20 protein-coding genes and 1 pseudogene are annotated in these 23,749 nt (G+C 62.3%); 10 read left to right on the top strand and 11 right to left on the bottom strand.

Annotated features, from left to right (window positions below; genetic code table 11):
* Positions 1 to 13 precede the first annotated feature (13 nt).
* Entirely contained in the window at positions 14 to 1,798 is a 1,785-nt protein-coding gene (gene aspS / locus Q0R02_RS01525) for an aspartate--tRNA ligase (protein WP_293880189.1), read from the bottom strand.
* 64 nt (positions 1,799 to 1,862) lie between these two features.
* Here aspS and rnd point away from each other — a divergent pair, with 64 nt between their 5' ends.
* Positions 1,863 to 3,050, top strand: a complete 1,188-nt coding sequence (gene rnd / locus Q0R02_RS01520) for a ribonuclease D (RefSeq protein WP_293880187.1) — start codon at positions 1,863 to 1,865, stop codon at positions 3,048 to 3,050.
* On the opposite strand, the gene Q0R02_RS01515 is transcribed toward rnd, so the two are convergent.
* Genes Q0R02_RS01515 through Q0R02_RS01500 form a run of 4 tightly spaced genes read right to left on the bottom strand, consistent with a single transcriptional unit; the run spans position 3,047 to position 8,507 of the window.
* The gene (locus Q0R02_RS01515) at positions 3,047 to 4,498 is read right to left on the bottom strand and encodes a Ppx/GppA family phosphatase (RefSeq protein WP_293880186.1); all 1,452 of its coding nucleotides are present in this window, start codon (positions 4,496 to 4,498) and stop codon (positions 3,047 to 3,049) included. The genes rnd and Q0R02_RS01515 overlap by 4 nt on opposite strands.
* A complete protein-coding gene (locus Q0R02_RS01510; RefSeq protein ID WP_293880185.1) occupies positions 4,499 to 6,643 on the bottom strand; it encodes an RNA degradosome polyphosphate kinase in 2,145 nt (714 codons plus the stop codon). It abuts the gene before it with no gap.
* Between the two features lie 11 nt (positions 6,644 to 6,654).
* On the bottom strand, positions 6,655 to 7,266 hold the full coding sequence (locus Q0R02_RS01505; protein ID WP_293880184.1) for a chromosomal replication initiator DnaA: 612 nt from the start codon (positions 7,264 to 7,266) through the stop codon (positions 6,655 to 6,657).
* Positions 7,263 to 8,507, bottom strand: a complete 1,245-nt coding sequence (locus Q0R02_RS01500) for a heavy-metal-associated domain-containing protein (RefSeq protein ID WP_293880183.1) — start codon at positions 8,505 to 8,507, stop codon at positions 7,263 to 7,265. Before Q0R02_RS01500 ends, Q0R02_RS01505 begins: the two co-directional genes overlap by 4 nt.
* A 61-nt stretch (positions 8,508 to 8,568) precedes the next feature.
* Between Q0R02_RS01500 and purM the strand changes: the two genes are divergently transcribed.
* Together purM and purN are read left to right on the top strand one after the other, a co-directional pair.
* Positions 8,569 to 9,654 carry a phosphoribosylformylglycinamidine cyclo-ligase gene (purM, locus tag Q0R02_RS01495; RefSeq protein WP_293880182.1) on the top strand — a complete coding sequence of 362 codons (1,086 nt, stop codon included), beginning with the start codon at positions 8,569 to 8,571 and terminating at the stop codon, positions 9,652 to 9,654.
* Positions 9,647 to 10,252, top strand: a pseudogene (gene purN / locus Q0R02_RS01490) (phosphoribosylglycinamide formyltransferase); the annotation flags it as partial. The gene purM and the pseudogene purN, both read left to right, overlap by 8 nt.
* Positions 10,253 to 10,313: 61 nt before the next feature.
* Here purN and ndk read toward each other — a convergent pair.
* Both ndk and Q0R02_RS01480 read right to left on the bottom strand, forming a co-directional pair.
* The gene (gene ndk, locus Q0R02_RS01485) at positions 10,314 to 10,736 is read right to left on the bottom strand and encodes a nucleoside-diphosphate kinase (protein ID WP_293880181.1); all 423 of its coding nucleotides are present in this window, start codon (positions 10,734 to 10,736) and stop codon (positions 10,314 to 10,316) included.
* 77 nt (positions 10,737 to 10,813) lie between these two features.
* Complete coding sequence (locus tag Q0R02_RS01480) at positions 10,814 to 12,277, bottom strand: leucyl aminopeptidase (protein WP_293880180.1); 1,464 nt, start codon at positions 12,275 to 12,277, stop codon at positions 10,814 to 10,816.
* A 175-nt stretch (positions 12,278 to 12,452) separates the two neighbouring features.
* Between Q0R02_RS01480 and Q0R02_RS01475 the strand changes: the two genes are divergently transcribed.
* The 4 genes from Q0R02_RS01475 (at position 12,453) to rsmA (ending at position 17,956) form a co-directional block, all read left to right on the top strand.
* Positions 12,453 to 14,702 (top strand): LPS assembly protein LptD, encoded by a 2,250-nt coding sequence (locus Q0R02_RS01475; RefSeq protein ID WP_293880179.1) that lies wholly within the window; start codon positions 12,453 to 12,455, stop codon positions 14,700 to 14,702.
* A gap of 71 nt (positions 14,703 to 14,773) precedes the next feature.
* Complete coding sequence (locus Q0R02_RS01470; protein WP_293880178.1) at positions 14,774 to 16,120, top strand: peptidylprolyl isomerase; 1,347 nt, start codon at positions 14,774 to 14,776, stop codon at positions 16,118 to 16,120.
* Between the two features lies 1 nt (position 16,121).
* Entirely contained in the window at positions 16,122 to 17,138 is a 1,017-nt protein-coding gene (gene pdxA, locus Q0R02_RS01465; protein ID WP_293880177.1) for a 4-hydroxythreonine-4-phosphate dehydrogenase PdxA, read from the top strand.
* Positions 17,135 to 17,956: a 16S rRNA (adenine(1518)-N(6)/adenine(1519)-N(6))-dimethyltransferase RsmA gene (rsmA, locus tag Q0R02_RS01460; protein ID WP_293880176.1), complete on the top strand. Its 822-nt coding sequence runs from the start codon at positions 17,135 to 17,137 to the stop codon at positions 17,954 to 17,956. The genes pdxA and rsmA overlap by 4 nt, the downstream gene beginning before the upstream one ends.
* On the opposite strand, the gene Q0R02_RS01455 is transcribed toward rsmA, so the two are convergent.
* The 3 genes from Q0R02_RS01455 to guaB form a co-directional block, all read right to left on the bottom strand.
* Entirely contained in the window at positions 17,949 to 18,452 is a 504-nt protein-coding gene (locus Q0R02_RS01455) for a hypothetical protein (protein ID WP_293880175.1), read from the bottom strand. The two genes, rsmA and Q0R02_RS01455, sit on opposite strands and share 8 nt — an antisense overlap.
* A 31-nt stretch (positions 18,453 to 18,483) precedes the next feature.
* On the bottom strand, positions 18,484 to 19,647 hold the full coding sequence (locus Q0R02_RS01450) for an RsmB/NOP family class I SAM-dependent RNA methyltransferase (protein ID WP_293880174.1): 1,164 nt from the start codon (positions 19,645 to 19,647) through the stop codon (positions 18,484 to 18,486).
* Between the two features lie 171 nt (positions 19,648 to 19,818).
* Positions 19,819 to 21,276 carry an IMP dehydrogenase gene (gene guaB / locus Q0R02_RS01445; RefSeq protein ID WP_293880224.1) on the bottom strand — a complete coding sequence of 486 codons (1,458 nt, stop codon included), beginning with the start codon at positions 21,274 to 21,276 and terminating at the stop codon, positions 19,819 to 19,821.
* Between the two features lie 164 nt (positions 21,277 to 21,440).
* Here guaB and Q0R02_RS01440 point away from each other — a divergent pair, with 164 nt between their 5' ends.
* From Q0R02_RS01440 to Q0R02_RS01430, 3 genes are all read left to right on the top strand, one after another.
* Positions 21,441 to 21,905, top strand: coding sequence for a PAS domain-containing protein (locus Q0R02_RS01440; RefSeq protein WP_293880173.1), 465 nt, complete (start codon positions 21,441 to 21,443; stop codon positions 21,903 to 21,905).
* A gap of 69 nt (positions 21,906 to 21,974) precedes the next feature.
* On the top strand, positions 21,975 to 22,940 hold the full coding sequence (locus Q0R02_RS01435) for an SPFH domain-containing protein (protein ID WP_293880172.1): 966 nt from the start codon (positions 21,975 to 21,977) through the stop codon (positions 22,938 to 22,940).
* The gene (locus Q0R02_RS01430; RefSeq protein WP_293880171.1) at positions 22,937 to 23,371 is read left to right on the top strand and encodes an NfeD family protein; all 435 of its coding nucleotides are present in this window, start codon (positions 22,937 to 22,939) and stop codon (positions 23,369 to 23,371) included. The genes Q0R02_RS01435 and Q0R02_RS01430 overlap by 4 nt, the downstream gene beginning before the upstream one ends.
* A gap of 44 nt (positions 23,372 to 23,415) precedes the next feature.
* Here Q0R02_RS01430 and Q0R02_RS01425 read toward each other — a convergent pair whose 3' ends face one another.
* A complete protein-coding gene (locus Q0R02_RS01425; protein WP_293880170.1) occupies positions 23,416 to 23,733 on the bottom strand; it encodes a hypothetical protein in 318 nt (105 codons plus the stop codon).
* Positions 23,734 to 23,749 lie beyond the last annotated feature (16 nt).

Below are 23,749 nucleotides of genomic sequence, written 5' to 3'. Positions count from 1 at the left end.
CCTAACGACTCGATCAATCCTTGGGGCCATCAATCAACCGGATCGATAATTCCCGCAACTGTTTCGCGGTCGCGGGCGCGGGTGCGCCCATCATCACGTCCTCAGCCTTCTGGTTCATCGGGAAGACGATCACCTCGCGGATATTCGGCTCGTTCGCCAGCATCATGACGATGCGGTCGATGCCCGGGGCCGAACCGCCATGCGGAGGCGCGCCGAGCTTAAATGCGTTGATGATCCCGGCGAAATTGGTGTCGACCTCGGCCTGCGAATAACCTGCAATCTCGAACGCCTTGTACATAATGTCAGGACGATGATTCCGGATCGCGCCCGACGACAGTTCGATACCGTTGCAGACGATGTCGTACTGGAACGCCAGGATGTCGAGCGGGTCCATGGTCTCCAGCGCCGTCAGTTCGCCCTGCGGCATCGAGAACGGATTGTGGCTGAAATCGAGTTTCCTGGCATCCTCGTCGTACTCATACATCGGGAAATCCACGATCCAGCAGAAGCGGAACTCACCCTGCGGGATCAGGCCGAGTTGCTGGCCGACGCGGGTGCGCGCGGCTCCGGCGAGTTTGGCAGCGGTCAGTTCGGGACCAGCGGCAAAGAAAATGCCATCGTCAGGCCCAAGCCCGAGTTCAGCTACCAGCTTGCGCGTTGCCTCCTCGCCATGGTTCTTGGCGATCGGGCCACCCAGTTCGCCATTCTTCTGGGTGATATAGCCAAGGCCAGCAAAACCCTCACCCTGCGCCCAGCTGTTCATTTCGTCGAAGAACTTGCGGCTTTTTTCAGCCGTATTCGGTGCGGGGATGGCACGAACGCGGCCACCCTCTGCGACGATCGATTCAAAACGACCGAACCCGGACGTAGCAAAATGGTCCGAAACGTCGGTGATGATCAGCGGATTACGGAGATCGGGTTTGTCCGACCCGTATTTCAGCATTGATTCGCGATAAGGGATGCGCGGGAATGGCGCGGGGCTAACCTTGCGGCCATTGGCAAATTCCTCGAACACGCCGTGCAGCACTGGCTCGATCGCCGCAAACACATCGTCCTGCGTTACAAAGCTCATCTCGAAGTCGAGCTGGTAGAATTCGCCCGGCGAACGGTCGGCACGCGCGTCTTCATCCCGGAAACAGGGCGCAATCTGAAAATACCGGTCGAAACCCGCAACCATCAACAGTTGCTTGAAAATCTGCGGCGCCTGCGGAAGCGCGTAGAATTTTCCCGGATGGACACGGCTTGGCACCAGGTAATCGCGCGCGCCCTCCGGACTGGAGGCAGTCAGGATCGGTGTCTGAAATTCGGTAAAGCCCTGGTCGATCATGCGTTTGCGGATCGAGGAAATGACGTTCGAACGCAGGACGATATTGGCGTGCAGGCGTTCACGACGTAGGTCTAGATACCTGTATTTCAGGCGAATTTCTTCCGGGTATTCAGCGTCCCCAAACACCGGCATCGGCAGTTCGGCGGCGGCCGACTGAACCGACACGTCATCGGCCCGCACCTCAATTTCGCCCGATGGCAGGTTGGCATTCACCGTTTCCTGCGAACGCGCCACAACCTTGCCCGTAATGGTGACGACCGACTCCGCGCGCAACTTGTCAAGCACGGCATGAGCCGGGGAATCGGTGTCGGTGACGATCTGTGTGATGCCGTAGTGATCGCGAATATCGACGAAGAGCAAATTGCCATGGTCGCGCTTGCGGTGGATCCAGCCCGACAAACGGACGGTGTCACCGACATCGGCGGCGCGCAACTGAGCGCAAGTATGGGTGCGATAGGCGTGGAGTGTCATGGCGCTGGCTAACACAGGCCAAGCCCCGGTTTGTCAAGGCGCGGCTTGCCGCTATGGATGCGCAATGAAGATTCACTCGCTCATTACAGACACCGCCACCCTCACCGAATTCTGCATCCGAATGGCCAAGTCGCGCTTCATCGCGGTCGACACGGAATTCATGCGGGAAAATACATTCTGGCCGGACCTGTGTCTGATCCAGGTCGCCGACGAACATGAGGCTGCTGCGATCGATCCAAAGGCGGACGGCATCGACATGCGGCCCTTGCTCGACCTCATGACCGAAAACGCTGAGGTACTGAAAGTCTTTCATGCCGGTGGCCAAGACATTGAAATCGTTCACAATCTGACTGGCAAGACGCCCTATCCGCTCTTCGATACTCAAATTGCAGCGATGGCGCTCGGCCAAGGGGAACAGGTCGGTTATTCGAATCTGGTCGATCAATGGATCGGCATCACGCTCGACAAAGGCGCGCGGTTTACGGATTGGGGTCGCCGTCCGCTCGACAAGCGGCAGATCGACTATGCCATCGGGGACGTGACCCATCTTGCGCGCATATTCCCGATGATGCTCGACAAGCTGATGAAGACCGGCCGCGGGGACTGGCTCGACCAGGAGATGGAGCGGCTTGCCGACCCGTCCAACTATGTGACCGAACCGGGTGACGCGTGGAAGCGCGTGAAAATTGCGAGTCGCAAGCCGGAGGTGCTAGGGCGATTGCGCGCGCTGGCGGGGTGGCGCGAGCACGAAGCGCGCAACAAGAACCTGCCGCGCGGCCGGGTTGTCAAGGACGAGACGCTCGGTGATCTCGCCATGCACCCGCCCCGGACACAGGGCGATCTGGCAAAGGTGCGCGGACTTTCGACGTCGTGGGCGAGCAACGATATCGGCGCGCGGATGCTGGCTGCGCTGGAACACGCCCAGCCGATGCCCGCGGACCTCATGCCGGTGCGCGACGATCGCAAGCCCGGACTGGGCAAGGATGGTGCGCTGGTGGCTGACCTGCTGAAACTCCTGCTGAAGATCCGTGCCAAGGAAACCAGCGTCGCGGCGCGCTTGCTGGCGCGGAACGAGGAACTGGATCTGCTGGCAGCGGGCGTGCGGACCGATCTCGCAATATTGAAAGGCTGGCGGTTTGATCAATTTGGTCGCGACGCGCTCGACCTTGTCGAAGGGCGACTGGCCTTTGCGGTCGTCAACGGCCGGATGAAGATGACGCGGACCGAGGAAATTGTCCTGTCCAAAAACTAGGCCAGCCGCGCGGTCTTCCGCAGCGCGGTTGCAAGCTGGCGGTGACGCCGTTCGACCACTTCGCCGTAAAGACCCGACTTTACGTCATCCAGCTTCAGCCACAGGCTCTCCTCGTCGAGCCCGAGATGGCTGTCGGTCAGCGGACCTGCCACGCCTCCGCTCAGCCGTTGGCCAAATCGCATGGCCAGCCCCCACCGGATCGCCATTGCTATCTCGGTGGACGAAGCCAGCAAGCTGGGCACCGGGGCCATGCCGCCGCCGCCAAAACTGCTGAACAACGCCTGCGCCACCATCGCCCGTCCGCGGGTATCGATGCCGACCCAGTTACCGTGCAACGCGATTTCAAGACCGCGCTCAGCGCGGAAATCGGGATTAGCCGCCCAGGCAACGTCACTCAGCAGGCAGGCGGCGTGTCGAAGACGGGTGTCGCTTTCGCTCTCTTCGGCGAACAGTGGCGCGATCCACTCATGCAGGACGTCGCCATGTTCGGCGAAACGGCCCTGTCGCGCACCCGATTCGCGCGCAGCCGCGATCAGTGGGTCTTCGGCACGCTGCTCTTCCGAGAGCCCCTCATACAACAGGCCTTCGCGAAGCCCCGCCGCCGACACGATCAGGACGCTGCTTTCGAGCAGTCTCCCCAGGATCGCCAGCAACGCCGCCGAATCGACCAGCGCGGGCACGCGGCTCGACTGGATTGCACTGATTGCCTTTAACCGCTTGCGCCCGATCTGCGCCAGCACCCGCACCATGCGCGCCGCCGCTGCCGATGGCATGGCATAGCCGTGAAGAATGGGTAGCGGCCACAACGACAGGTGCATGTGCAACCGTGCAAGCGCGCGCCACGAACCGCCGACCAGATAGAAGGGCAAATCTTTCTCGATCACCCAACCGCTTTTCTTGAGCAATTTGCGGACATGCCGGTCGAGAGCGCCCCGACCCGAAGCGCGGATACTGGCGAGGCGCAGCACACCAAGCGGCATCGATACCCGCGCCAGGACCTTGCCGCCGCCGACCCGGACCAGTTCCAGACTGCCCCCGCCCAAATCGCCGACAATGCCCTCGGCGTGCGGCATCGCCGAAATCACGCCGTATCCCGATGCTTCGGCCTCGGCTTCTCCGCTCAACAATTCGACGTCCAGACCGAGTGCTGAGACTTCTTCGATAAATTGCGGGCCATTGACGGCGTCGCGCACTGCAGCAGTCGCGACCGTCCGCGTGGACGTCGCACCCATGGCGGTCGTCAGTTCCTTGAACCGCTCAAGCGCGCGCAGGGCCGTCGCCATAGGACGGGCACCAAGCAGGCCCGTTTCAGCGAGGCCATTACCCAGCCCCGCCATAATCTTTTCATTGAACAGGATCGCTGGTGCCCGAACCGGGCCATCATAGACGACCAGACGGATCGAATTCGACCCGATATCGATTATCGCCCGCCTTGGACCGTCGCGCATTCAGCGGCGCCCAAGGCTGAGATGCGGGACTGAGCCCGCCGACTCCAGCGCGGCGCCCCGACCGGATAGTGACGGGTTAGTCATGAAATACCAATGCAGGTTGAAAGGTTTGGTCCCGGTCGCCATCTTTCGGTAGCCACCGTCGCTGTTAAGCTCCCAACTTTGTTCGGTATCGATCAAATTGGCAACCATCACCTGGTCCAACACTTGGTCGTGGACCGTGGGATTGGTGATGGGCAGCATATATTCGACACGCCGGTCGAAGTTCCGCGGCATCCAGTCCGCCGACGAAATATAAACCTTCGCCCCGTCGTTGGGCAACGCGCGCCCGTTGCCGAATGCCCAAATCCGGCTGTGTTCCAGAAAACGCCCGACGATCGACTTGACGCGAATAGTTTCGGACAGCCCCGGCACGCCGGGTCGCAGGCAGCAAATCCCTCGAACGATAAGTTCGACGACGACCCCCGCCGCGCTCGCTTCGTAAAGCTTGTCGATGATCGCGGGGTCAACCAGCGAGTTCATCTTCGCCCACACCGCCCCGGACTGACCGTTCCGCGCATTGGCGATCTCGACGTCGATCAGGTCAACCAGGGCCGCGCGCAAATGGACGGGACTGAGTGTCAATCGTTCTAGCGCCGCGGGTTCGACGTAGCCGGTGATATAGTTGAACATCTGGGCGGCATCGCGCGCGATTCCGGGATCGGCGGTGAAGAAGCTCAGGTCGGTGTAAACCCGCGCGGTAACCGGGTGATAATTGCCGGTGCCGAAGTGGCAATAACTGCGAAACCCCTCGGCCTCGCGGCGGACCACCATCGAAACCTTCGCGTGGGTTTTCCATTCGATGAAGCCATAGACGACCTGGACACCCGATCGTTCGAGCTGGGACGCCCAGAGCAAATTCTGCTCCTCATCGAAGCGGGCCTTTAATTCGACGACCGCGGTCACCGATTTGCCTGCCTCGGCCGCATCACACAGCGCGCGGATCACCGTCGGCTGCTTGCCAGCACGATACAGCGTCTGCTTGATCGCCACGACATCGGGGTCGGCCGCTGCCTGATTGAGGAACGCCAATACGACGTCGAAGGATTCATAGGGGTGATGGACAACGATGTCCTTGGCCCGGATCGCCGCAAAACAGTCGCCGCCGTGTTCGCGGATGCGTTCGGGAAAGCGCGCGACATAGGCCGGAAATTTCAAATCGGGCCGGTCTTCGTCGGTCAGGCTTTCCAGCGCGCCGATCCCTAGGAACCCCGCCGTCTCTGTAAAGATGCCATCGACCCCGCCAAGCGTTTCCTTGATCGCGGCTTCCAGTTCGGGCGGTATGCCGGTTTCGAACTCCAGCCGAATAACGCGACCGCGCCGACGACGCTTGATAGCACTGCGAAAATAGCGGACCAGGTCCTCGGCCTCTTCCTCGACCTCGATATCGCTGTCCCGAATAATCCGAAAAGCCCCCGCCCCCAGCACCTTGTAGCCCGGAAACATGATACCGGTGAACCGACGCAGGATGCTTTCGAGAGCGATGTAGCAAGCCGGTTCACCAGGGATTCGCACGAATCGGGGGACGGTCGGCGGGATCATGACCAGTTCGCGCACCGGTTCGCGGTCCGACTGGCGCAGCAGGTCGAAGATTACGCTCAGGCCCTGATTAGGGATAAACGGAAAAGGGTGGGCGGGGTCGAGCGCCTGTGGCGTCAGGACCGGAAAAATCTGTTCGCGGAAATAGCGCTCCAGCCACGCGACCTGGTCCCCGACGACCTCGTCGAAGTCGAGGACGCGGACGCCGGCGTCTTCAAGTTCTTCGCGAATGCTACTCCAGACAATCTGTTGACGACCCATCAGGCCATCTGCATCGGCGCTGATTGCGGCCAGTTGCTGCCCGATCGTCAGTCCGTCTACCGAAACATGTTCGATACCCTGAAGCTGCTGACCTTTCAGTCCGGCAACGCGGACCATGAAGAATTCGTCGAGATTGTTGCCTGATATGGACAGGAACCGCAGCCGTTCAATCAGCGGGTGTGCGCGATTTTCGGATTCGTCCAGAACGCGGCGGTTAAACGCCAGCCAACTGAGTTCGCGATTAAAATAGCGTGATTCAGATACGGAAGTGGACCCGTCGATCGGATTATTCGTGATGGTCTGCATATGACATTCCCCTAGCCTGCCGCGGCGGAAGCGTCGATGCTTGACAGCACCGCGCGTGCCAACGGCACGGTGATGGCCCGATGAGACGCCAGCGAAGCCGCATCGAGCGCATCGACCAGTGCGATGACCGCATGATGACTGCGTTCGACGCGCGGCGTCAGATAGGGGACGACGCCGTGTTGCGGGATCAGGCCACGACGTTCCAACAGCATCGTGATCAAGCGGTCGATCAACGCCTCGTCCGGATCACCGATAGCCACATGCGGTGTTGCCGCCAGACGCGAGCGCAGGTCGATCAGCTTCACCTGCCATTCCGGAGGCGCAGCGTCGGCAACCAGGACAAGCGCCCGCCGCGTGCGTTGCGCTTCATTCCACGCGTGAAAGATTTCGGTCTCGTCGCGGTCCTGGGCGTTGTCGATCAGCGTCCCGCCGGTCTGTGCCGCAATGACGCGACCCAGCAGGCTGCGGCCCGACTTGCGCGGCCCTGTCAGGATCGTGGCGCAGACGGGCCAGGTTCCGCGTGAATGGAGATGGCGGACAGCATCCGCATTCGACGGCGAGACGATGAACGCGTTTTCCGTCTCCGCTGCCGGCCAGTCGAGCGGCAGGGCGATCTGGTTCATGGTGCCGATGAAGGGTCTGCTGGTGCCAAACGTCGGATACGGAGGGTACCGCTGCCTTCGTCCACCCGGAACCCGCGCGCCGCCAATCCCAATCTCAATGTCGCCATATCACCGACAAAGGAGACGCGCATTACCGAAGTGCCGCCCAGCGCAAGACTGGTCGTATCGGTAGATTTCACTCCCGGGACGCCGCGCACCGACCCTTCGATACCCGTTACCGAGCTGACGTCAGGGGTATCGAATTGGACGGTGTAGGTCCTGACCTCGCCGCCCGCAATTGCTGTGCTGCTGTTGTCGGGTCCGGTCTCGATCGGCGCAATATCTGCTTCGTTGGCGATCAGCGCACTGACATCCACCGGCGTCTCGATAATCAGCGACGGATCGGGGCGCAACATGCCCATCGACAACGCATCGGCATAGGCCTGGTCGATCCGGCGGACGCCCTCGTCGAGCATCTGTGGCAGGCCATCGCTCGATTCGACGCGCAACGTGAAAGCGGAAAGTTCGATATTATCCGGGCCATGACGGGCACTGAAATGGCCGACAACCGGGCCGCCCGGCCAAAGTCGCTCAAGCCGGACCTGCGGCATCAATACATCTGCGGCGCCATATTGATCGAGCAATATCCGCCACCATTTCCGTGAAGGGCGCTGCGCTTGCCCGGCGGTTAGCAACAGTGGGTCGGAACCGGTGCCACTCGGGCGGACATAATCGATGGGACTGGCGCCCGCGCGAAACCGCGCCCACGCCTTTTGCCATTCTGAACGGGTCTCGAGACTGCGGGGCGCGCCACCCGACCATTCGACGGGGATGACCAGCAGCGGCGGAGAGCGGACAATCTGGCCACTGACGCCAAGTATCTGGCCCGCCCGCGCACGGTCGAACAAAACGCCTAATTTCGCGACATAGCGATTTGGGCCGATCTGTTCATCGTCAACGACAATGCCCGCAACGATCGAATCGAGGTCCGAATCGCTCAAGCCCGGCGCGCCACTCGCTCCGCCATGCATCTTGGCCCATAACATCTGCCAACCCTTGCGCTGGGCGAGACGCCATCCGCCGAGTCGCGCCGCATCGGCGGTTTTCGCCGCGACATCGACGTCGATCCCAGTGACTTCGAAGCTGCCCGATGAGTCGATGGGCGCGACACCGCGGTCGCCGCCTTCCATCTGGGCGAACACCGCTGCGGCCAGCCCAAGCAGGCCGAGCGTCAGGACGACAGGTAACGGTGTAATCTTCACCGGCGGTCTTTTGACGGGTCAGACGTGGAAATCCAAGCGCGATGTCGCTAGGCGCATATAAATGGCGGGATATACATACGAACAAGCTGGCGTTTCGATCGCCGCGGGCAATGCTCTGGTGCGGGCGATCGGCCCGTTGGCCAAGTCCACGAAACGACCCGGAGCCAATGCGGAGCTAGGTGGTTTCGGGGGATTCTTTGACCTGAAAGCAGCAGGTTACAGCGATCCATTGCTGGTGGCTGCCAACGATGGTGTTGGCACCAAGCTTCGTCTCGCAATCGAACACGACCGGCACGACGGTGTCGGCATCGACCTGGTCGCGATGTGCGCTAATGACTTGATCGTGCAGGGTGCCGAACCGCTGTTCTTCCTGGACTATTACGCCACGGGCAAACTCGATTCGGCAGTGGCGGAGCGTGTAATCGCCGGAATCGCCGAAGGCTGCCGCATTGCGGGCTGTGCATTGATCGGTGGTGAAACGGCAGAAATGCCCGGAATGTATTCGGGCGGTGACTACGACCTTGCCGGGTTTTGCGTTGGCGCGGTCGAACGCTCCCAAGTGCTGACGGGTAACAAGGTAAAGACTGGCGACCTCATCATCGGTCTGGCTTCGTCGGGCGTTCATTCCAACGGATTTTCGCTGGTGCGCAGGCTGGCGGCCGACCGTAGCTGGAAGCTGGAGCGCCCTGCCCTGTTCGACCAGGAAAATATCCTGATCGATCTGTTGATGGAGCCAACGCGGATCTACGTGAAGTCTCTGCTGCCGCTCGTGCGTGCGGGCAAGATCGCGGCCATGGCGCATATAACCGGCGGCGGGCTGCTCGAGAATATTCCCCGCGTGATGTCAGACGGCCTGCACGCCCATGTGGACGCCGATGCATGGGAACAGCCGCGTTTGATGGCGTTCCTGCAGGCGCAAGGCGCGATCGAACCCGAGGAAATGGCGCGCACTTTCAATTGTGGAGTCGGAATGGCCCTCGTCGTTGCAGCCGAAGATGCCGAGGATGTACTCCGGTCGTTGAACGAAGCAGGCGAAACGGCCTTCCCGATCGGCAGGATAGAATCGGGCGACAAGGGTTGCACGGTTTACGGATCGGTCGAAACATGGAGCGCACGCGCCGACTGGACCGCCACACATAATGGATAAGCAGGCCAGTGATCGGGCGCGGATCGGTGTCCTGATCTCGGGGCGCGGCTCGAACATGGCGGCATTGATTTATGCCGCGAAGGCGAGCGATTGCCCGTTTGAGATCGCTGTGGTTATCGCCAACGACCCCCATGCTGCGGGACTAACGCTGGCGGCAGCAGAGGGCGTGCCGGTCGTCGCGCTCGATTATCGCGGCCTGAAGCGCGCCGATTTCGACGCGCTGCTGCATGCCGAACTCCGGGCAGCGCGTTGCGCCTATGTCGTCCTGGCCGGCTATATGCGGCTATTGTCGGACGGTTTTGTGGAGAGTTGGGCTGGCCGAATGCTCAATATCCACCCTTCGTTACTCCCGAAATACAAAGGGCTGGATACGCACCTTCGCGCTATCGAAGCTGGAGATCGGGTGTCTGGTTGCTCGGTCCATGTCGTTACCGCCGAACTGGATGGCGGAGAAGTGCTCGGGCAGACCGAAGTCGCCATTCTACGGGATGACACCGAAGCCACGCTGGCTGCCCGCATCTTGATTGCCGAGCATCAACTATATGCGCGGACGTTGGCAAAATTCGTGACGCGCGAGGTGCGACCTGATGCGTTGCTGGAAATCGCTGCCGACTTTTGACATTCGGGGACGCCAGAGGCGCCCCCAAACCAGACACTAATCAGCCGATGATTTCTTCCGGCTTGAAGAAATACGCGATCTCGATCGCAGCATTCTCGTCGCTGTCCGAACCGTGGACAGTGTTCGCCTCGATTGATTCGGCCAGTTCCTTGCGGATCGTACCAGCATCGGCGTTGGCCGGGTTGGTCGCGCCCATGATGTTGCGGTTGCGTTGCATGGCATTCTCGCCTTCCAGAACCTGCACGACGACCGGCCCCGAGATCATGAACTCGACCAGTTCACCGAAGAACGAGCGTTCCCGATGAACTTCGTAAAAGCCCTCGGCCTGTTCGCGCGTCATGTGAATTCGCTTCGAGGCGACGACGCGCAGGCCGGCTTCCTCGAGCATCTTGACGACGGCCCCGGTGATGTTGCGGCGCGTCGCGTCGGGTTTGATGATCGAAAAAGTGCGTGTACCGGCCATGACTGGTGCGGCTCCGTAATTGAGGGGTGGGAACGGCAGCGCCACTAGGCTGCTAAGCGTCGAGGCGCAACCGGGCCTCAGCCAACGCGTTCGTGATTGTCGGCAATATAGCGGTCGAGCAGGCGCACGCCGTAGCCGGTCGCTCCCTTGTCCCACACCGCACCGGGCTTGGACGACCAGACCATGCCGGCGATATCGAGATGCGCCCACTTCACGCCCTGATCGACGAAGCGCTTTAGGAATTGCGCCGCGGTGATCGAGCCACCTTCGCGCGGGCCGATGTTCTTCATATCGGCGATCGGGCTATCGATCAGCTTGTTATAGGCATCCCCCATTGGCAATCGCCACAGCGGATCTCCCGTCGACGCACCGGCTGCGGATAACTGTGCCGCCAGCCCATCGTCATTGGCGAACATCCCGCCATATTCATGCCCCAGCGCGACGATCATGGCTCCGGTCAGCGTGGCAAGGTCGATCATCACCTTCGGGCTGAACCGCTGCTGCGCCCATGTCATCGCGTCACACAGGACCAGCCGTCCCTCGGCGTCGGTATTGATGACCTCAATCGTCTGTCCCGACATCGACGTGACCACGTCGCCGGGACGCTGGGCATTACCGTCGGGCATGTTCTCGACCAGCCCGCAGATGCCGACGACATGTGCCTTGGCTTTGCGCGTCGCGAGCGCAAGCATCGCCCCGGCAACGGCACCCGCCCCGCCCATGTCCCACTTCATGTCCTCCATGCCCGCCGCACCCTTGATCGATATGCCGCCAGTGTCGAAGGTCACGCCCTTGCCGATAAAGACGACCGGTGTCGCCTCCGTGCCGGCGGTACCGTCCCACTTCATGACGAGCAGTCGTGCTTCCCGGCGCGACCCCTGCGACACGCCGAGCAACGCCCCCATGCCTGCCGCGCGCATCGCATCCTCGTCCAACACTTCGATCTGAACGCCGACTTCAGCCAGTTTCTGGCATCGATCGACGAAAGATTCAGGGTAAATGATGTTGGCTGGCTCGGTCACCAGCTCACGCGTGAACGAAACGCCCTCCACCACCGCACGCGCCGCTGCCCAGGCGGTATCCAGGCCCGGTTCGGCATTGACGATGATGACTTCATCCAGTGTCGGCTTCTGCTTGTCCGACAGCTTCGTGCGATATTTGTCATAGCGCCAGCCCCGCATCTGGACAGCCGCCGCCAGTCGAGCCGCCGACGCTGCCGGTGCCCCCGCCGCATCGATTACCAGCGTTTTCGCGCCGGACATCAGCAACCGGGCGCACAATGCGCTTCCCGCTTTTTCGAAATCCTCGGGCGTGCCCGCCCCAATCCCCGCCAGCAGCACGCGCGCGGGTCCATCGCCTGAGGCAGAAATATATTCGGTCAGCGTGCCCGCATCGCCGTCGAACCGTCCCAGCGTTGCCGCTGCTTGCAAGCTGTCCGCCGCCTTATGCCCGGCAACAGCGGCAGCAATGCCATTTTTCGGCACCAGCAGGGCAAGGTCGGTGGAATAGTTCGGTCGGGTTGAAACAAAGGACACGCGCATTGATGGCTCGCTCGATAAAAGACTCAGGGGAAACCGGCTGTTACGCCCAAGCCCGGGTTCGTGCAAAGCGCACCGCGGAAGTTTTGAAAGCGCGTGATTGCGGACCGTGCGCGGCAATGCGATAGGCGATAAGCAGGCCAAGCCGTATCGGGTCTGTTGTGCAAAAAGGCTTTCCGTGACGCGCTATACCGTTTTTCTCCTGGCATCGGTGCCGTTTGCCTTTCTCACAGCGGGTGTGGCCGGGGCTCAGACAGGCGCTGCTCCCCCGGCGAAGGTGCCCGTGGTCGCCCCCCCGGCCGTTGTACCCACCCTGGGGTCAAAGCCCGACCAGCAGGTCGATTTCGCCGCTGACCAACTCGATTATCAGAACGACACCGACATCGTGACCGCGGCAGGGGATGTCCGCATGGCGAGCGAGGGCAACCGCGTTCGCGCCGACCGGATCGTGTGGAACCGGAAGTCCGGCGAAGTGCGTGCCTATGGCAATGTCGTGGTCGTTAACCCCGGCGGCGACACTGCCTATGGCGACGACGTCCAGTTGACCGACACGCTGAAGGACGGCGTCGTCAACAATCTGCTGCTGGTGCTGGCCGATGGCGGACGACTGGCCGCACGCCGGGGGACGCGCACGAACGGGGTCACCACGCTGGAAAATGCCGCCTATTCGCCCTGCCCGGTGGTTGATGCCGGTGGGTGCCCGCGCAAGCCGTCGTGGCAGATTTCAGCGGTTCGGATTATTCATGATCCCGCCGGAAAGCGGATGACGTTTAAAGGTGCCCGCCTGGAGATGTTCGGTGTTCCGCTGATCGTGTTACCGACGCTCACCCAACCGCTGGGTGACGAAGGGGCCGGCGGCTTCCTGTTTCCCGACCTGCAATACACGCGCACCAACGGGATGGAGCTTTCGCTTCCCTACTACCTGAAGTTCGGGACGAACCGCGACCTGACCGTGACCACGCATGCCTATTCGGCAGTGCTACCAGCAATCGAGACCGAGTATCGTTCGCTGACCTCCAGCGGTGCCTATCGGATCTCGACGTTTGCGACCTATGGCTCGCGCATTCCGGTGACGGGCACCAATAGCCGTTCGCAAAAGGATTTTCGCGGATATATCGATGCATCGGGCCGGTTCCAGCTAGACCCCGACTGGAGCATCACCGGATCGATGCGCCTGGTGTCCGATCGCACTTTCCTGCGCCGTTACGACCGCTCGTTCGAGGATCGTTTGCGTTCGATGGTCAATGTCGAACGCATCGATGACAAATCTTATCTGTCGATTTCCGGCGTGGCCGTCCAAACATTGCGGGTGCTGGATTCTCAGGGCCAGATACCGGTCGCGCTTCCCCTGATCGACTATCGCCGACGGATCGCCGACCCGGTTCTCGGGGGCAATTTCGACCTGCAACTCAATGCATTGGCACTCACGCGGACCTCGGGACAGGATACGCAACGGGCCTTTGCCGGGGTGCGGTGGGATTTGCGCAAGCTGACGACGATGGGTCAGGAAGTGCTGTTTACCGCCTATGCGCGTGGCGATATGTATCACAGCGCCCAGAACGCGGCGACCCGGACGGTCCTCTATCGCGGTGAGCCCGGGTTCCAGGGCCGTGGTATCGCGGCTTTGGCCGCCGAAGTCCGCTGGCCGTTCGTTGGCGCGTTTATGGGCGGAACTCAGCGTATTACCCCACGATTCCAGGTGGTGGCCTCCCCGTCGACTCCCAATCTGCGCATACCGAACGAGGACGCCCGTTCGGTCGACCTTGAGGACAGCAACCTGTTCGCGCTCAATAGATTCCCCGGGTACGACCGCTGGGAGGGGGGCAGCCGCGTCACCTACGGATTGGACTATGCCTTTGACCGTCCGGGACTGTCGGTATTGGCTAATGTTGGCCAAAGTTATCGCTTTAGCTCGCAGAACCGAAATTTCCCCGATGGGACCGGCCTGACCAACCAGACTTCGGACATCGTCGGTCGCACGACGGTCAAATTTCGCCGATTTGTTGAACTGACTCATCGATATCGTATCGACAAGGACAACTTTGCGCTTCGTCGCAACGAATTCGACGCCACTGTTGGCAGCCAGGCGACATATTTTACGGTCGGCTACCTGAAATTCAATCGCAACATCGATCCCACCATCGAGGATCTTCGCGACCGTGAGGAAGTCAGGCTTGGTGGCCGGGTTCAAATCGGCCGTTATTTCTCGATCTTCGGAGCGACGACCATCGACCTGACCAATGCTGCGGAGGATGCGACCAGCACGGCGGACGGTTATGCGCCTGTCCGCCACCGGCTGGGTATTGCCTATACCGACGACTGCCTTGACATCGGGATAACATGGCGGCGCGACTATGACACGACCGGCGATGCCCGCAGCGGGAACAGCTTTCTGCTCAGGCTGGCATTTCGGGGACTTGGCCGCTAAGCCTGCGTTCACCATCGCGGGGGCATCACCTTCGTGACAAGTTCGATCTGTACGGATGATAAGCATTGATCATGAAACTCAAGGGTGCCCAGCCCGTTTCGCGCATGACCGCGGTGCTGGCTAGCGGCCTGCTGGCCGTTGCGGCAGCAGCACAAACCGCGCCTCCGGCGACCTCCGACACCGGCCTCAATCTGCCGAAGGATCTGACCACGTTCGGAAAGATGGACCCGCATCTCCGCAAGGCGACAGCGATCATTAACGGGACGATCATCACCGGAACGGACATCGACCAGCGGCTTGCGCTCGTGGTTCTGGCTAACGGCGGGAAGATCGCGGACGAGGAACGCGAGCGGTTGCGCTTGCAGGTCTTGCGCAACATCATCGACGAAACCTTGCAGATCCAGGAAGCCAAGGCGCACGACATCACCGTCACGCAGCCCGAGATCGACCAGAGCTATGCGCGCGTCGCCGAAAGATTCAAGCGGACGCCCGCCACCATGGGGGCCTATCTACGCGAACAAGGTTCGTCGGAACGCTCGATCAAGCGCCAGATTCAGGGCGAGCTGGCATGGAGCCGCCTGCTCCGGCGTCGGGTCGAACCATTCGTCAACGTCAGCGAGGATGAGGTCCAGTCGATCATGGACCGCCTGCAGGCTTCGAAGGGCCAGCAGGAATATCATATCGGCGAAATATACCTGTCGGCAACCCCGCAGAATTCGCAGGAAGTCCTCGCCAACGGTCGCAAAATCATCGACCAGATTCGTCAGGGCGGTTCGTTTGCCGCCTATGCACGCCAGTTCTCCGAAGCCTCTACGGCGGCAGTCGGCGGCGATCTGGGGTGGGTGCGCGGACCACAATTGCCCGAGGCACTGTCACAGACCGCAGCCGAGATTGCGGTTGGCCAGATTGCCGGGCCGGTTGCGGTTCCCGGCGGTTATTCAATCGTTTACATGGTAGACAAACGTCAGGTGCTGATGGCCGATCCGCGTGATGCTGTCCTGAACCTTCGCCAGATGTCGCTGAAATTCGCGCCGGGTGCCAGCAGAGCCGCGGTCACGGCTCAGGCCGAATCATTCGGCAAGGCCACGCAGGCGATGGCAGGCTGTGGCAAGACTGCCGAGGTTGCTGCTGCACACGGTGCCGAAGTTGTCGACAACGACCAGGTCAAAGTGCGCGATCTGCCGCCGCAGCTTCAGGAAATGCTGTTGAAATTATCGATCGGGCAGGCGACGCCGCCGTTCGGGTCACCGACCGAGGGGGTTCGTGTCCTGGTCCTCTGTGGTCGTGACGAGGCCGCGAGCGCCAATGCTCCGACCTTCGATCAGGTCATGTCGCAAATTGAGGAAAACCGGGTGAACCAGCGCGCCCAGCGTTACCTGCGCGACCTTCGACGCGACGCCGTTATCGACTATCGCTGACATGACCGAAACGGTCAGTCCGATGGTCGTTGCGCTGGGTGACCCGGCGGGCATTGGGCCTGAAATTGCGGCCAAGGCATGGGCCTCCCGGGACATGAGCCGTCTCGCTCCTTTCTTTGTCGTTGGCGACCGCAGGTCAATCGACGCGGTGTGGCAGGGCCCGATCGAGCGTATCCGCGACCCGCGCGAAGCCGTCGGCGTGTTTTTTCGTGCGATACCCCTGCTCCAGGTCGAGGATGCCGGGGTCATCGATCCGGGCAAGCCCAGTTTCGAGGGTGCCCGGTGCGCCTTGGCATCGCTTGAAATTGCCGCCGGAATTGCCCGCTCGGGCGCCGCGCGCGCGCTAATCACTGCGCCGGTCTCAAAGACGCAGTTGTATTCAGTGGGCTTCACGCATCCCGGACAAACCGAATTCATCGCTGAACAATGCGGCGTGTCGCGCGACAACGCCGTCATGCTGCTGGCAGGGCCGACATTGAAGGTCGTTCCAGTCACCACGCATTTGCCGCTTGCCGACGTTTCCGCGAACCTTTCCATCGAGATGATCGTGGCCAAGGCACGTGCGACGGCCAAGGGATTGCAGCGCAATTTCGGAATCGAACAGCCCCGGCTGGCTTTTGCCGGGTTCAACCCGCACGCTGGCGAGAATGGGGCGCTGGGGCGCGAGGAGATCGACTTTATCGCACCCGCTATCGAGATATTGCGTGGCGAGGGCATTGATGCTGTCGGCCCGATCGCGGCAGATGCGATGTTCCATGCGCGCGCCCGGGCGGGCTATGACGTGGCGATCTGCATGTATCACGACCAAGCGCTGATCCCCCTTAAAACGCTGCATTTCGATGATGGCGTCAATATGACGTTGGGCCTTCCCATCGTGAGGACCGCTCCCGATCATGGGACGGCATTCGGGATCGCCGGGAAGGATCAGGCTAATCCGGGCGCGATGATCGCGGCAATCCGGATGGCCGCTGCGGCGACCGTGGCACGCGCGGCCCAGGCTTGCGCGCAAGCGGCTTGACCACCGACCGACCGCCCCTGCGCGAGGTCATTGCCCGTCATGGGCTGACCGCGAGCAAGGCGCTCGGCCAGAACTTTCTGCTGGACGGCCAGTTGTTGAAGCGGATTGCAGAGGTCCCGGGCGACCTGACCGGCCAATCGGTTTACGAGGTTGGCCCCGGCCCCGGCGGCCTGACCCGCGCGCTGCTCGACACCGGGGCCAACGTCACAGCGGTCGAGCGCGATCGACGGTGCCTGCCTGCTCTTGCTGAACTGGGCGAAAGCGCGGGCGGGCGACTGCGGGTGATCGATGCCGATGCGATGGCCATCGACCTGGATTCGGTGCTGGAAAGGGGCGGCCACATCGTCGCCAACCTTCCCTATAATGTCGGCACGGCGCTGTTGGTGAAATGGCTGACGGTGCCAGAATGGCCACCGCGCTGGGGCTCGCTGACGTTGATGTTCCAGCAGGAGGTTGCCGAGCGGATCGTCGCCCCGACCGGTGGCGACGCTTTCGGTCGGCTGACGGTGCTGTCGCAGTGGCGGAGTTCGGCACAGATTGCGATGCGGGTTCACCGGTCCGCGTTCACCCCGCCGCCCAAGGTGATGTCGGCGGTTGTGCATCTAGTTCACACCCCGCAGCCCAAGGGCGTTAGCATTGGCCAAGTCGAGCAACTGACCGCGGCAGCCTTTGGTCAGCGGCGTAAGATGTTGAGACAAAGTGTAAAATCGGTGCCGGGCGCACTGGAGGCGCTGGCGACACTTGGTTTGGACTCGGCGCGACGGGCCGAGACTCTGAGCGTTCAGGAATTCATCGCGATCGCGCGTCTGATCAGTTAGCGACGGGCGCCGTGGGCGTCGCGGCAGCGGTCACGGCCCGGGGTGGCGCACCGCGCGCGATGACGGCGGCAAGCGCTGCCTCCTGGGGGCAGGTTACGACGCATAACGCCTTGACTTTAGCCAGGTTTTCGCGTGCCTTGGTCACGGCACCCTTGGCCACCATGGCCTCGCCCTGCCCGGCCAGCGCGGCCACGTCATTGGGTTCGAGCGCCAGCGCCTCGCGGTACAAACGGATCGCTTTGCCGTCCAGATCCTGCCGAACGGCGACCTTTGCCAAAGCGATAAAAGCGGCCCGATTACGCGGATCCACCGCCAAAGCGGTCTCCAATGCGTCATTCGCAGCGTTTAATTGCCCCGCCGCCGCCGCTTCCTCACCCTGTTTCAGCAACATCAGCGACCGCATGTCGATCACGGCATCGGGCCGCGCGCTGTGGCTCACGCTCGATACCGTCGCGAACAGGACTGCCAGGGCAATCGCGGGAGGCGTAAGGCGCATCAGTGTCTCCAAAACCATCTAGCCACCGGGACTAGCACGCACGAATCAACCTTGCGAAGAAAAATCCGTCGGTGCCGTCGCGCGCCGGTGTCAGGATACGTCCGGGGCCCGACGCGCTGCCAATCTCGAGCGATTCGGCGGTGAAGTCGGGGTTGTGCATCAGGAAATCCTCGACCTGCCCCCAGCCCTCCCGCTCGATCAGCGAACACACCGCATAAACCAGCGCGCCGCCCGGCCGCACCAGCGGCGTCGCCAGGTCGAGGACATGGCGCTGCACATCGAGCACATCGCGCAGGCGGTCGGGCGTGATTCGCCAGCGGGCTTCCGGGTTGCGCCGCAGGGTGCCGCTGCCGGTGCAAGGCGCATCGACCAGCACGACGTCGGCTTTGTCGGCCAGATTGCCGAGCATCGCGGCTTCACGGCCACCATCGAGCAGGCGCACCTCGACGGTCACGCCCGCGCGTGCGGCGCGCGGCGACAGGCGCGACAGGCGCGTGCGGTCGGTATCGCACGCCACCAGCCGTCCGGTGTTCTCCATGTCGGCACCCAGCGCGAGCGTCTTGCCCCCGCCCCCGGCGCACAGGTCGATGACGGTCATGCCAGGCTGCGCCCGGCAGGCGGCAATGACGAACTGGCTGCCCGCGTCCTGAACGTCGATCAAGCCGTCGCGCATGGCGTCATCGGTCTCGATCGCGACGGGTGGATCGATTCGCAAGCCATTGGGAAGCCCGGGGATCGGCACGGCGTCAGGATAGAGCGCCATCATCGCGTCGGGCGAAGTTTGCAGCACGTTTACCCGCAGGTCGAGCGGGGCGCGGGCCAGCAGCGCTTCATGTTCAGCAGCATCGATCCGCCCACCGAGCCAGTCGGGCATCGGCACCGGCTGCAACGCGTTTTCGGCGCGGCCGATCTTTGGCGGGCCGTAAGGCGAACCGTCAAAGGCGGCGGCGATTTCAGGGTCGATCTGCGCCAGCCCGAGCATCGCGCGGCGACCGGTTTCGGGCGGTTCGCCGAACGCCCGGATCGCACGGTAGATCAGGTCACGAATGCCACGCCGGTCGCCCGATCCGGCAAAGCGGCGGGTCTTGAACCATTCGGCGATGATCGTGTCGGCAGGCGCGCCGTTGCGCTGGGCGGAGCCGACGATCTTGTCGAGGAGTTCGATCGCCATCTGGACGCGGGCTGCTGGGGTCATTTGTCGAGGGCCTAAATTATGCGGTGATTGTTGCACCTGTGGAGTGCGGATTGATCTGTATCCATCGTCACCCCGGCGCAAGCCGGGGCCTATACGGCTTTCGGAACCGGCGCATTTCTTTCTGACATCCGTATAGGCCCCGGCCTGCGCCGGGGTGACGGCTTTGCGCGCTTACTGCGTCGGGTAATTTGGGGCTTCACGCGTGATGTTCACATCATGCACATGGCTCTCGCGCAAACCGGCATTGGTGATCCGCACGAACTTCGCGCGCTGTTGCAGGTCGGGGATCGTCCGCGAGCCGGTATAACCCATCGCCGCTTTCACACCGCCGACAAGCTGGTGGATCACATCCCTGGCCGGGCCCTTGAACGCGACCTGGCCCTCGATCCCCTCGGGGACCAGCTTCAGTTGGTCGGTGATGTCCTGCTGGAAATAGCGATCCGCCGAACCGCGCGCCATCGCGCCGACCGAACCCATGCCGCGATAGGATTTATACTGGCGGCCCTGATAAAGGAACGTGTCGCCGGGAGCCTCTGCGGTGCCCGCCAGCAGTGATCCGACCATGACGGTGGATGCTCCGGCGGCCAGCGCCTTGGCGATGTCTCCCGACGTGCGCAGGCCGCCGTCGGCGATGATCGGGATACCGGATTTGGCGGCTTCCTCGGCGCTTTCCATGATGGCGGTCAACTGAGGGACGCCGACGCCGGCGATGACGCGGGTGGTGCAGATCGACCCCGGCCCGATACCGACCTTGATACAGTCGGCCCCGGCATCGATCAGCGCGCGGGTCGCGCCGCCGGTGGCGACATTGCCAGCGATGATCTGGACCGAATTGCTGAGCTTGCGAATGCGTTCGACGGCCTGTGCCACCATCAGCGAGTGGCCGTGCGCGGTATCGACGACAATGACGTCGCAGTCGGCGTCGATCAGGGCTTCGGTCCGCTCGAACCCCTTGTCGCCCGTTGTGGTGGCGGCGGCAACGCGCAGGCGACCGGTGCCGTCCTTGGTCGCGTTCGGGTAGGTGACGGCCTTTTCGATGTCCTTGACGGTGATCAGGCCGACGCAGTGATAGTTTTCGTCAACGACCAGCAATTTTTCGATACGACGCTGGTGAAGCAGATATTGCGCGTCCTTTTCGGTCACGCCGGCCTTGACCGTGGCCAGGTTCTGGCTGGTCATCAGCTCGGCCACGGGCTGATTCGGGTTGCCCGCGAAACGGACATCACGGTTGGTCAGGATGCCGACGAGACGGCCCGAAGCCTCGACCACGGGGATCCCCGAAATCTTGTGATAAGTCATCAGTGCGCGGGCTTCGGCCAGGGTGCCGTCGGGCGCGATCGTGATCGGGTTGACGACCATGCCGCTTTCGAAACGCTTGACCTGACGGACGGCGTCGACCTGTTCCTCGATCGTAAGGTTGCGGTGAAGCACGCCGATGCCACCAAGCTGCGCCATGACGATCGCCATGTCGGCCTCGGTCACGGTGTCCATCGCCGACGACAGGACGGGAATGTTGAGCGAGATCGACTTGGTCAGTTGCGTGCGCGTATCCGCCTGGCTGGGCAGGACGTCGGACGCCCCGGGCTGGAGCAGAACGTCGTCGAATGTAAGCCCGAGGGGGATTTCAATGGCCAAGCTGGCACCTTCATGGGTGAGTCGTGGCGGCCCATGTAACCGCACCGGCGGATCGGCGCTAGGGTTGGGGGCTGACGCGCGTATGTCGTCAATAGGATTGACTGCCGCGACTTAAAGGCGGATTGGTCCGATTTCGTGACGAGGGGGGCTTCCTTGCGATGCTGACCGATCTTTCGCCGCCGGCGCACAGCTGGCCGTTGTTCGAACGCCACCGGCAGTTCGATGCGGGGCATGACTTTGGCTGGTCGCAGTCCACATCGATCGACCTGTTGGCAGGGCAAGCAGCTTTGGCGCGGCAGGGAATCGGCACCTGGGAATGCGATTTGTCGCACAACGCGCTGACCTGGTCGACACAAGTATATGATCTGTTCGGCATGCCGCACGGAAAACCCGCGGGTCGCAAGCTGACGGTGTCGCTTTATCGTGAGGATTCGCGCGTCAAGATGGAGCGGCTGCGCGCCTATGCCATCAAGCACAGCCGTGGATTTACGCTGGATGCAGAGATCGTGCCGGCCAACGGCGGGCGGCGCTGGATACGGCTGGTCGCCGCGCCGGTCTGTGTCGATGGCACACCCGTCCGTCTGCAAGGGTTCAAGCGCGACGTCAGTCACGAGTATCGCTGATTGTGCTTGGAGGTTTGTGCGTCGCTGGGTCATAACGGTGCGAATTCTGAAAGCTGGGGAGCTGACTGCATGGAAGCCGCATTTATCGTTCTTGCCGTATTGGCCATCGTCTATGTGATCATGGGCGTGAAAATGGTCACGCAAGGGTATCAGTACACGATCGAGCGTTTCGGCAAGTTCACCGCCGTCGCCCCGCCCGGCCTGACCCTGATCATGCCCTTTGTCGATCGCGTCGGTCGCAAGGTCAACATGATGGAACAGGTACTGGACATTCCGGGGCAGGAGATCATCACCAAGGACAATGCGATGGTCGCGGTCGATGGCGTGGTGTTCTTTCAGGTGCTGGACGCGGCCAAGGCGGCCTATGAGGTCAGCGATCTTTACCGGGCGATCATGCAGTTATCGACGACCAACCTGCGCACGGTGATGGGGTCGATGGACCTGGATGAAACCTTATCGAAGCGCGACGAGATCAACGCGCGGTTGCTGGTGGTGGTGGATTCGGCGACCGAGGCCTGGGGCGTGAAGATCACGCGCGTCGAGTTGAAGGACATTCGCCCGCCCGCCGACATCGTCAACGCGATGACGCGCCAGATGAAGGCCGAACGTGAAAAGCGCGCGTCGATCCTGGAATCAGAGGGCGCGCGTCAAAACTCGATCAACCGCGCCGAGGGTGAGAAACAATCGCAGATCCTGGAGGCCGAAGGGCGTCGCGAGGCTGCGTTCCGGGACGCCGAGGCGCGCGAACGGGCCGCGCAGGCCGAGGCGACCGCGACCAAGCTGGTGTCCGATGCGATCGAGGGCGGCAGCGCACAGGCGATCAACTATTTCATCGCGCAGAAATATGTCGAAGCGGTCGCACTGTTCGCGACGTCGCCCAATGCCAAGACGATCCTGTTCCCGGTCGAGGCGACGCAGCTGATCGGGACGCTGGGCGGGATCGGTGAACTGGCGCGTGACGCCTTTAAGGACAAACCGGTGCCCGCACCTGTCGCGCCGCGCCGCCCGGGTCCTTTCGAGACACCGGCGGAATGACCGGCATCGCCGACCATTGGCTGTGGTTGATCGCCGCGGCGGTGCTGGGCATTGGCGAGATCGTCATCCCGGGCGCGTTCCTGATGTGGATCGGGATCGCGGCGCTGATCACGGGTCTTGCCACGCTGGCACTGCCACTGGGCGTCGAGCTGCAACTGGCGATATTCGCGGTGATGGCGGTCGTGTCGGTCTATGCCGGGCGGCGGGTGCTGGTCCGCAATCCGATCGTGTCGGCGGACCCCTTGCTCAATGACCGCGGCGCGCGGATGATCGGGGAAATCGTGACCGCCGTCGCGCCGGTCGATCCTTTGGGTGGCCGGGTCAAGGTCGGTGACGGCGAATGGTCGGCGCGCGGGGCGACGGCTGCGGTCGGCGAGCGACTGCGCGTCGTCGGGATCGAACGCGGGGTTCTGCTGGTCGAGCGGGTTTGAGTTTTCCTTAGTCACCCCGGCGCAGGCCGGGGTGACGGGACTAATTACTTTTTGAAAAACCCGCCGATCATGTTGGTAATGTCGTTGACCGGGCTGCCGTCGCCATCGCGGTCGAGCATCCCGGCGACGCTGGCCAGGGCACCCTCCCCGCCCAGGTGACCGACGAGCTGCTGGAGCGTGTCGGCGGGCAGGCCGGTGCTGGCGGCGGCGGCTGTTACCGTATCGCCCTCTTGCGGATGGGCAGCGCCCAGCGCTGCGATCGCCGATTGGACCTGTTCGGGGGACAGACCGACTTTCGCTGCGAGATTGTCGAGGACGGGATTACCGCCGATCGAGCCGAGAATTCCGTCGAGCATGCCCATATAAATATCCTTTACT

The sequence above is a fragment of the Sphingomonas sp. genome, from assembly GCF_025353885.1.
Taxonomy (GTDB): domain Bacteria; phylum Pseudomonadota; class Alphaproteobacteria; order Sphingomonadales; family Sphingomonadaceae; genus Sphingomonas_O.
Note: the sequence above shows the minus strand (reverse complement) of the source record. Positions and strands in the feature narration are given on the sequence as shown.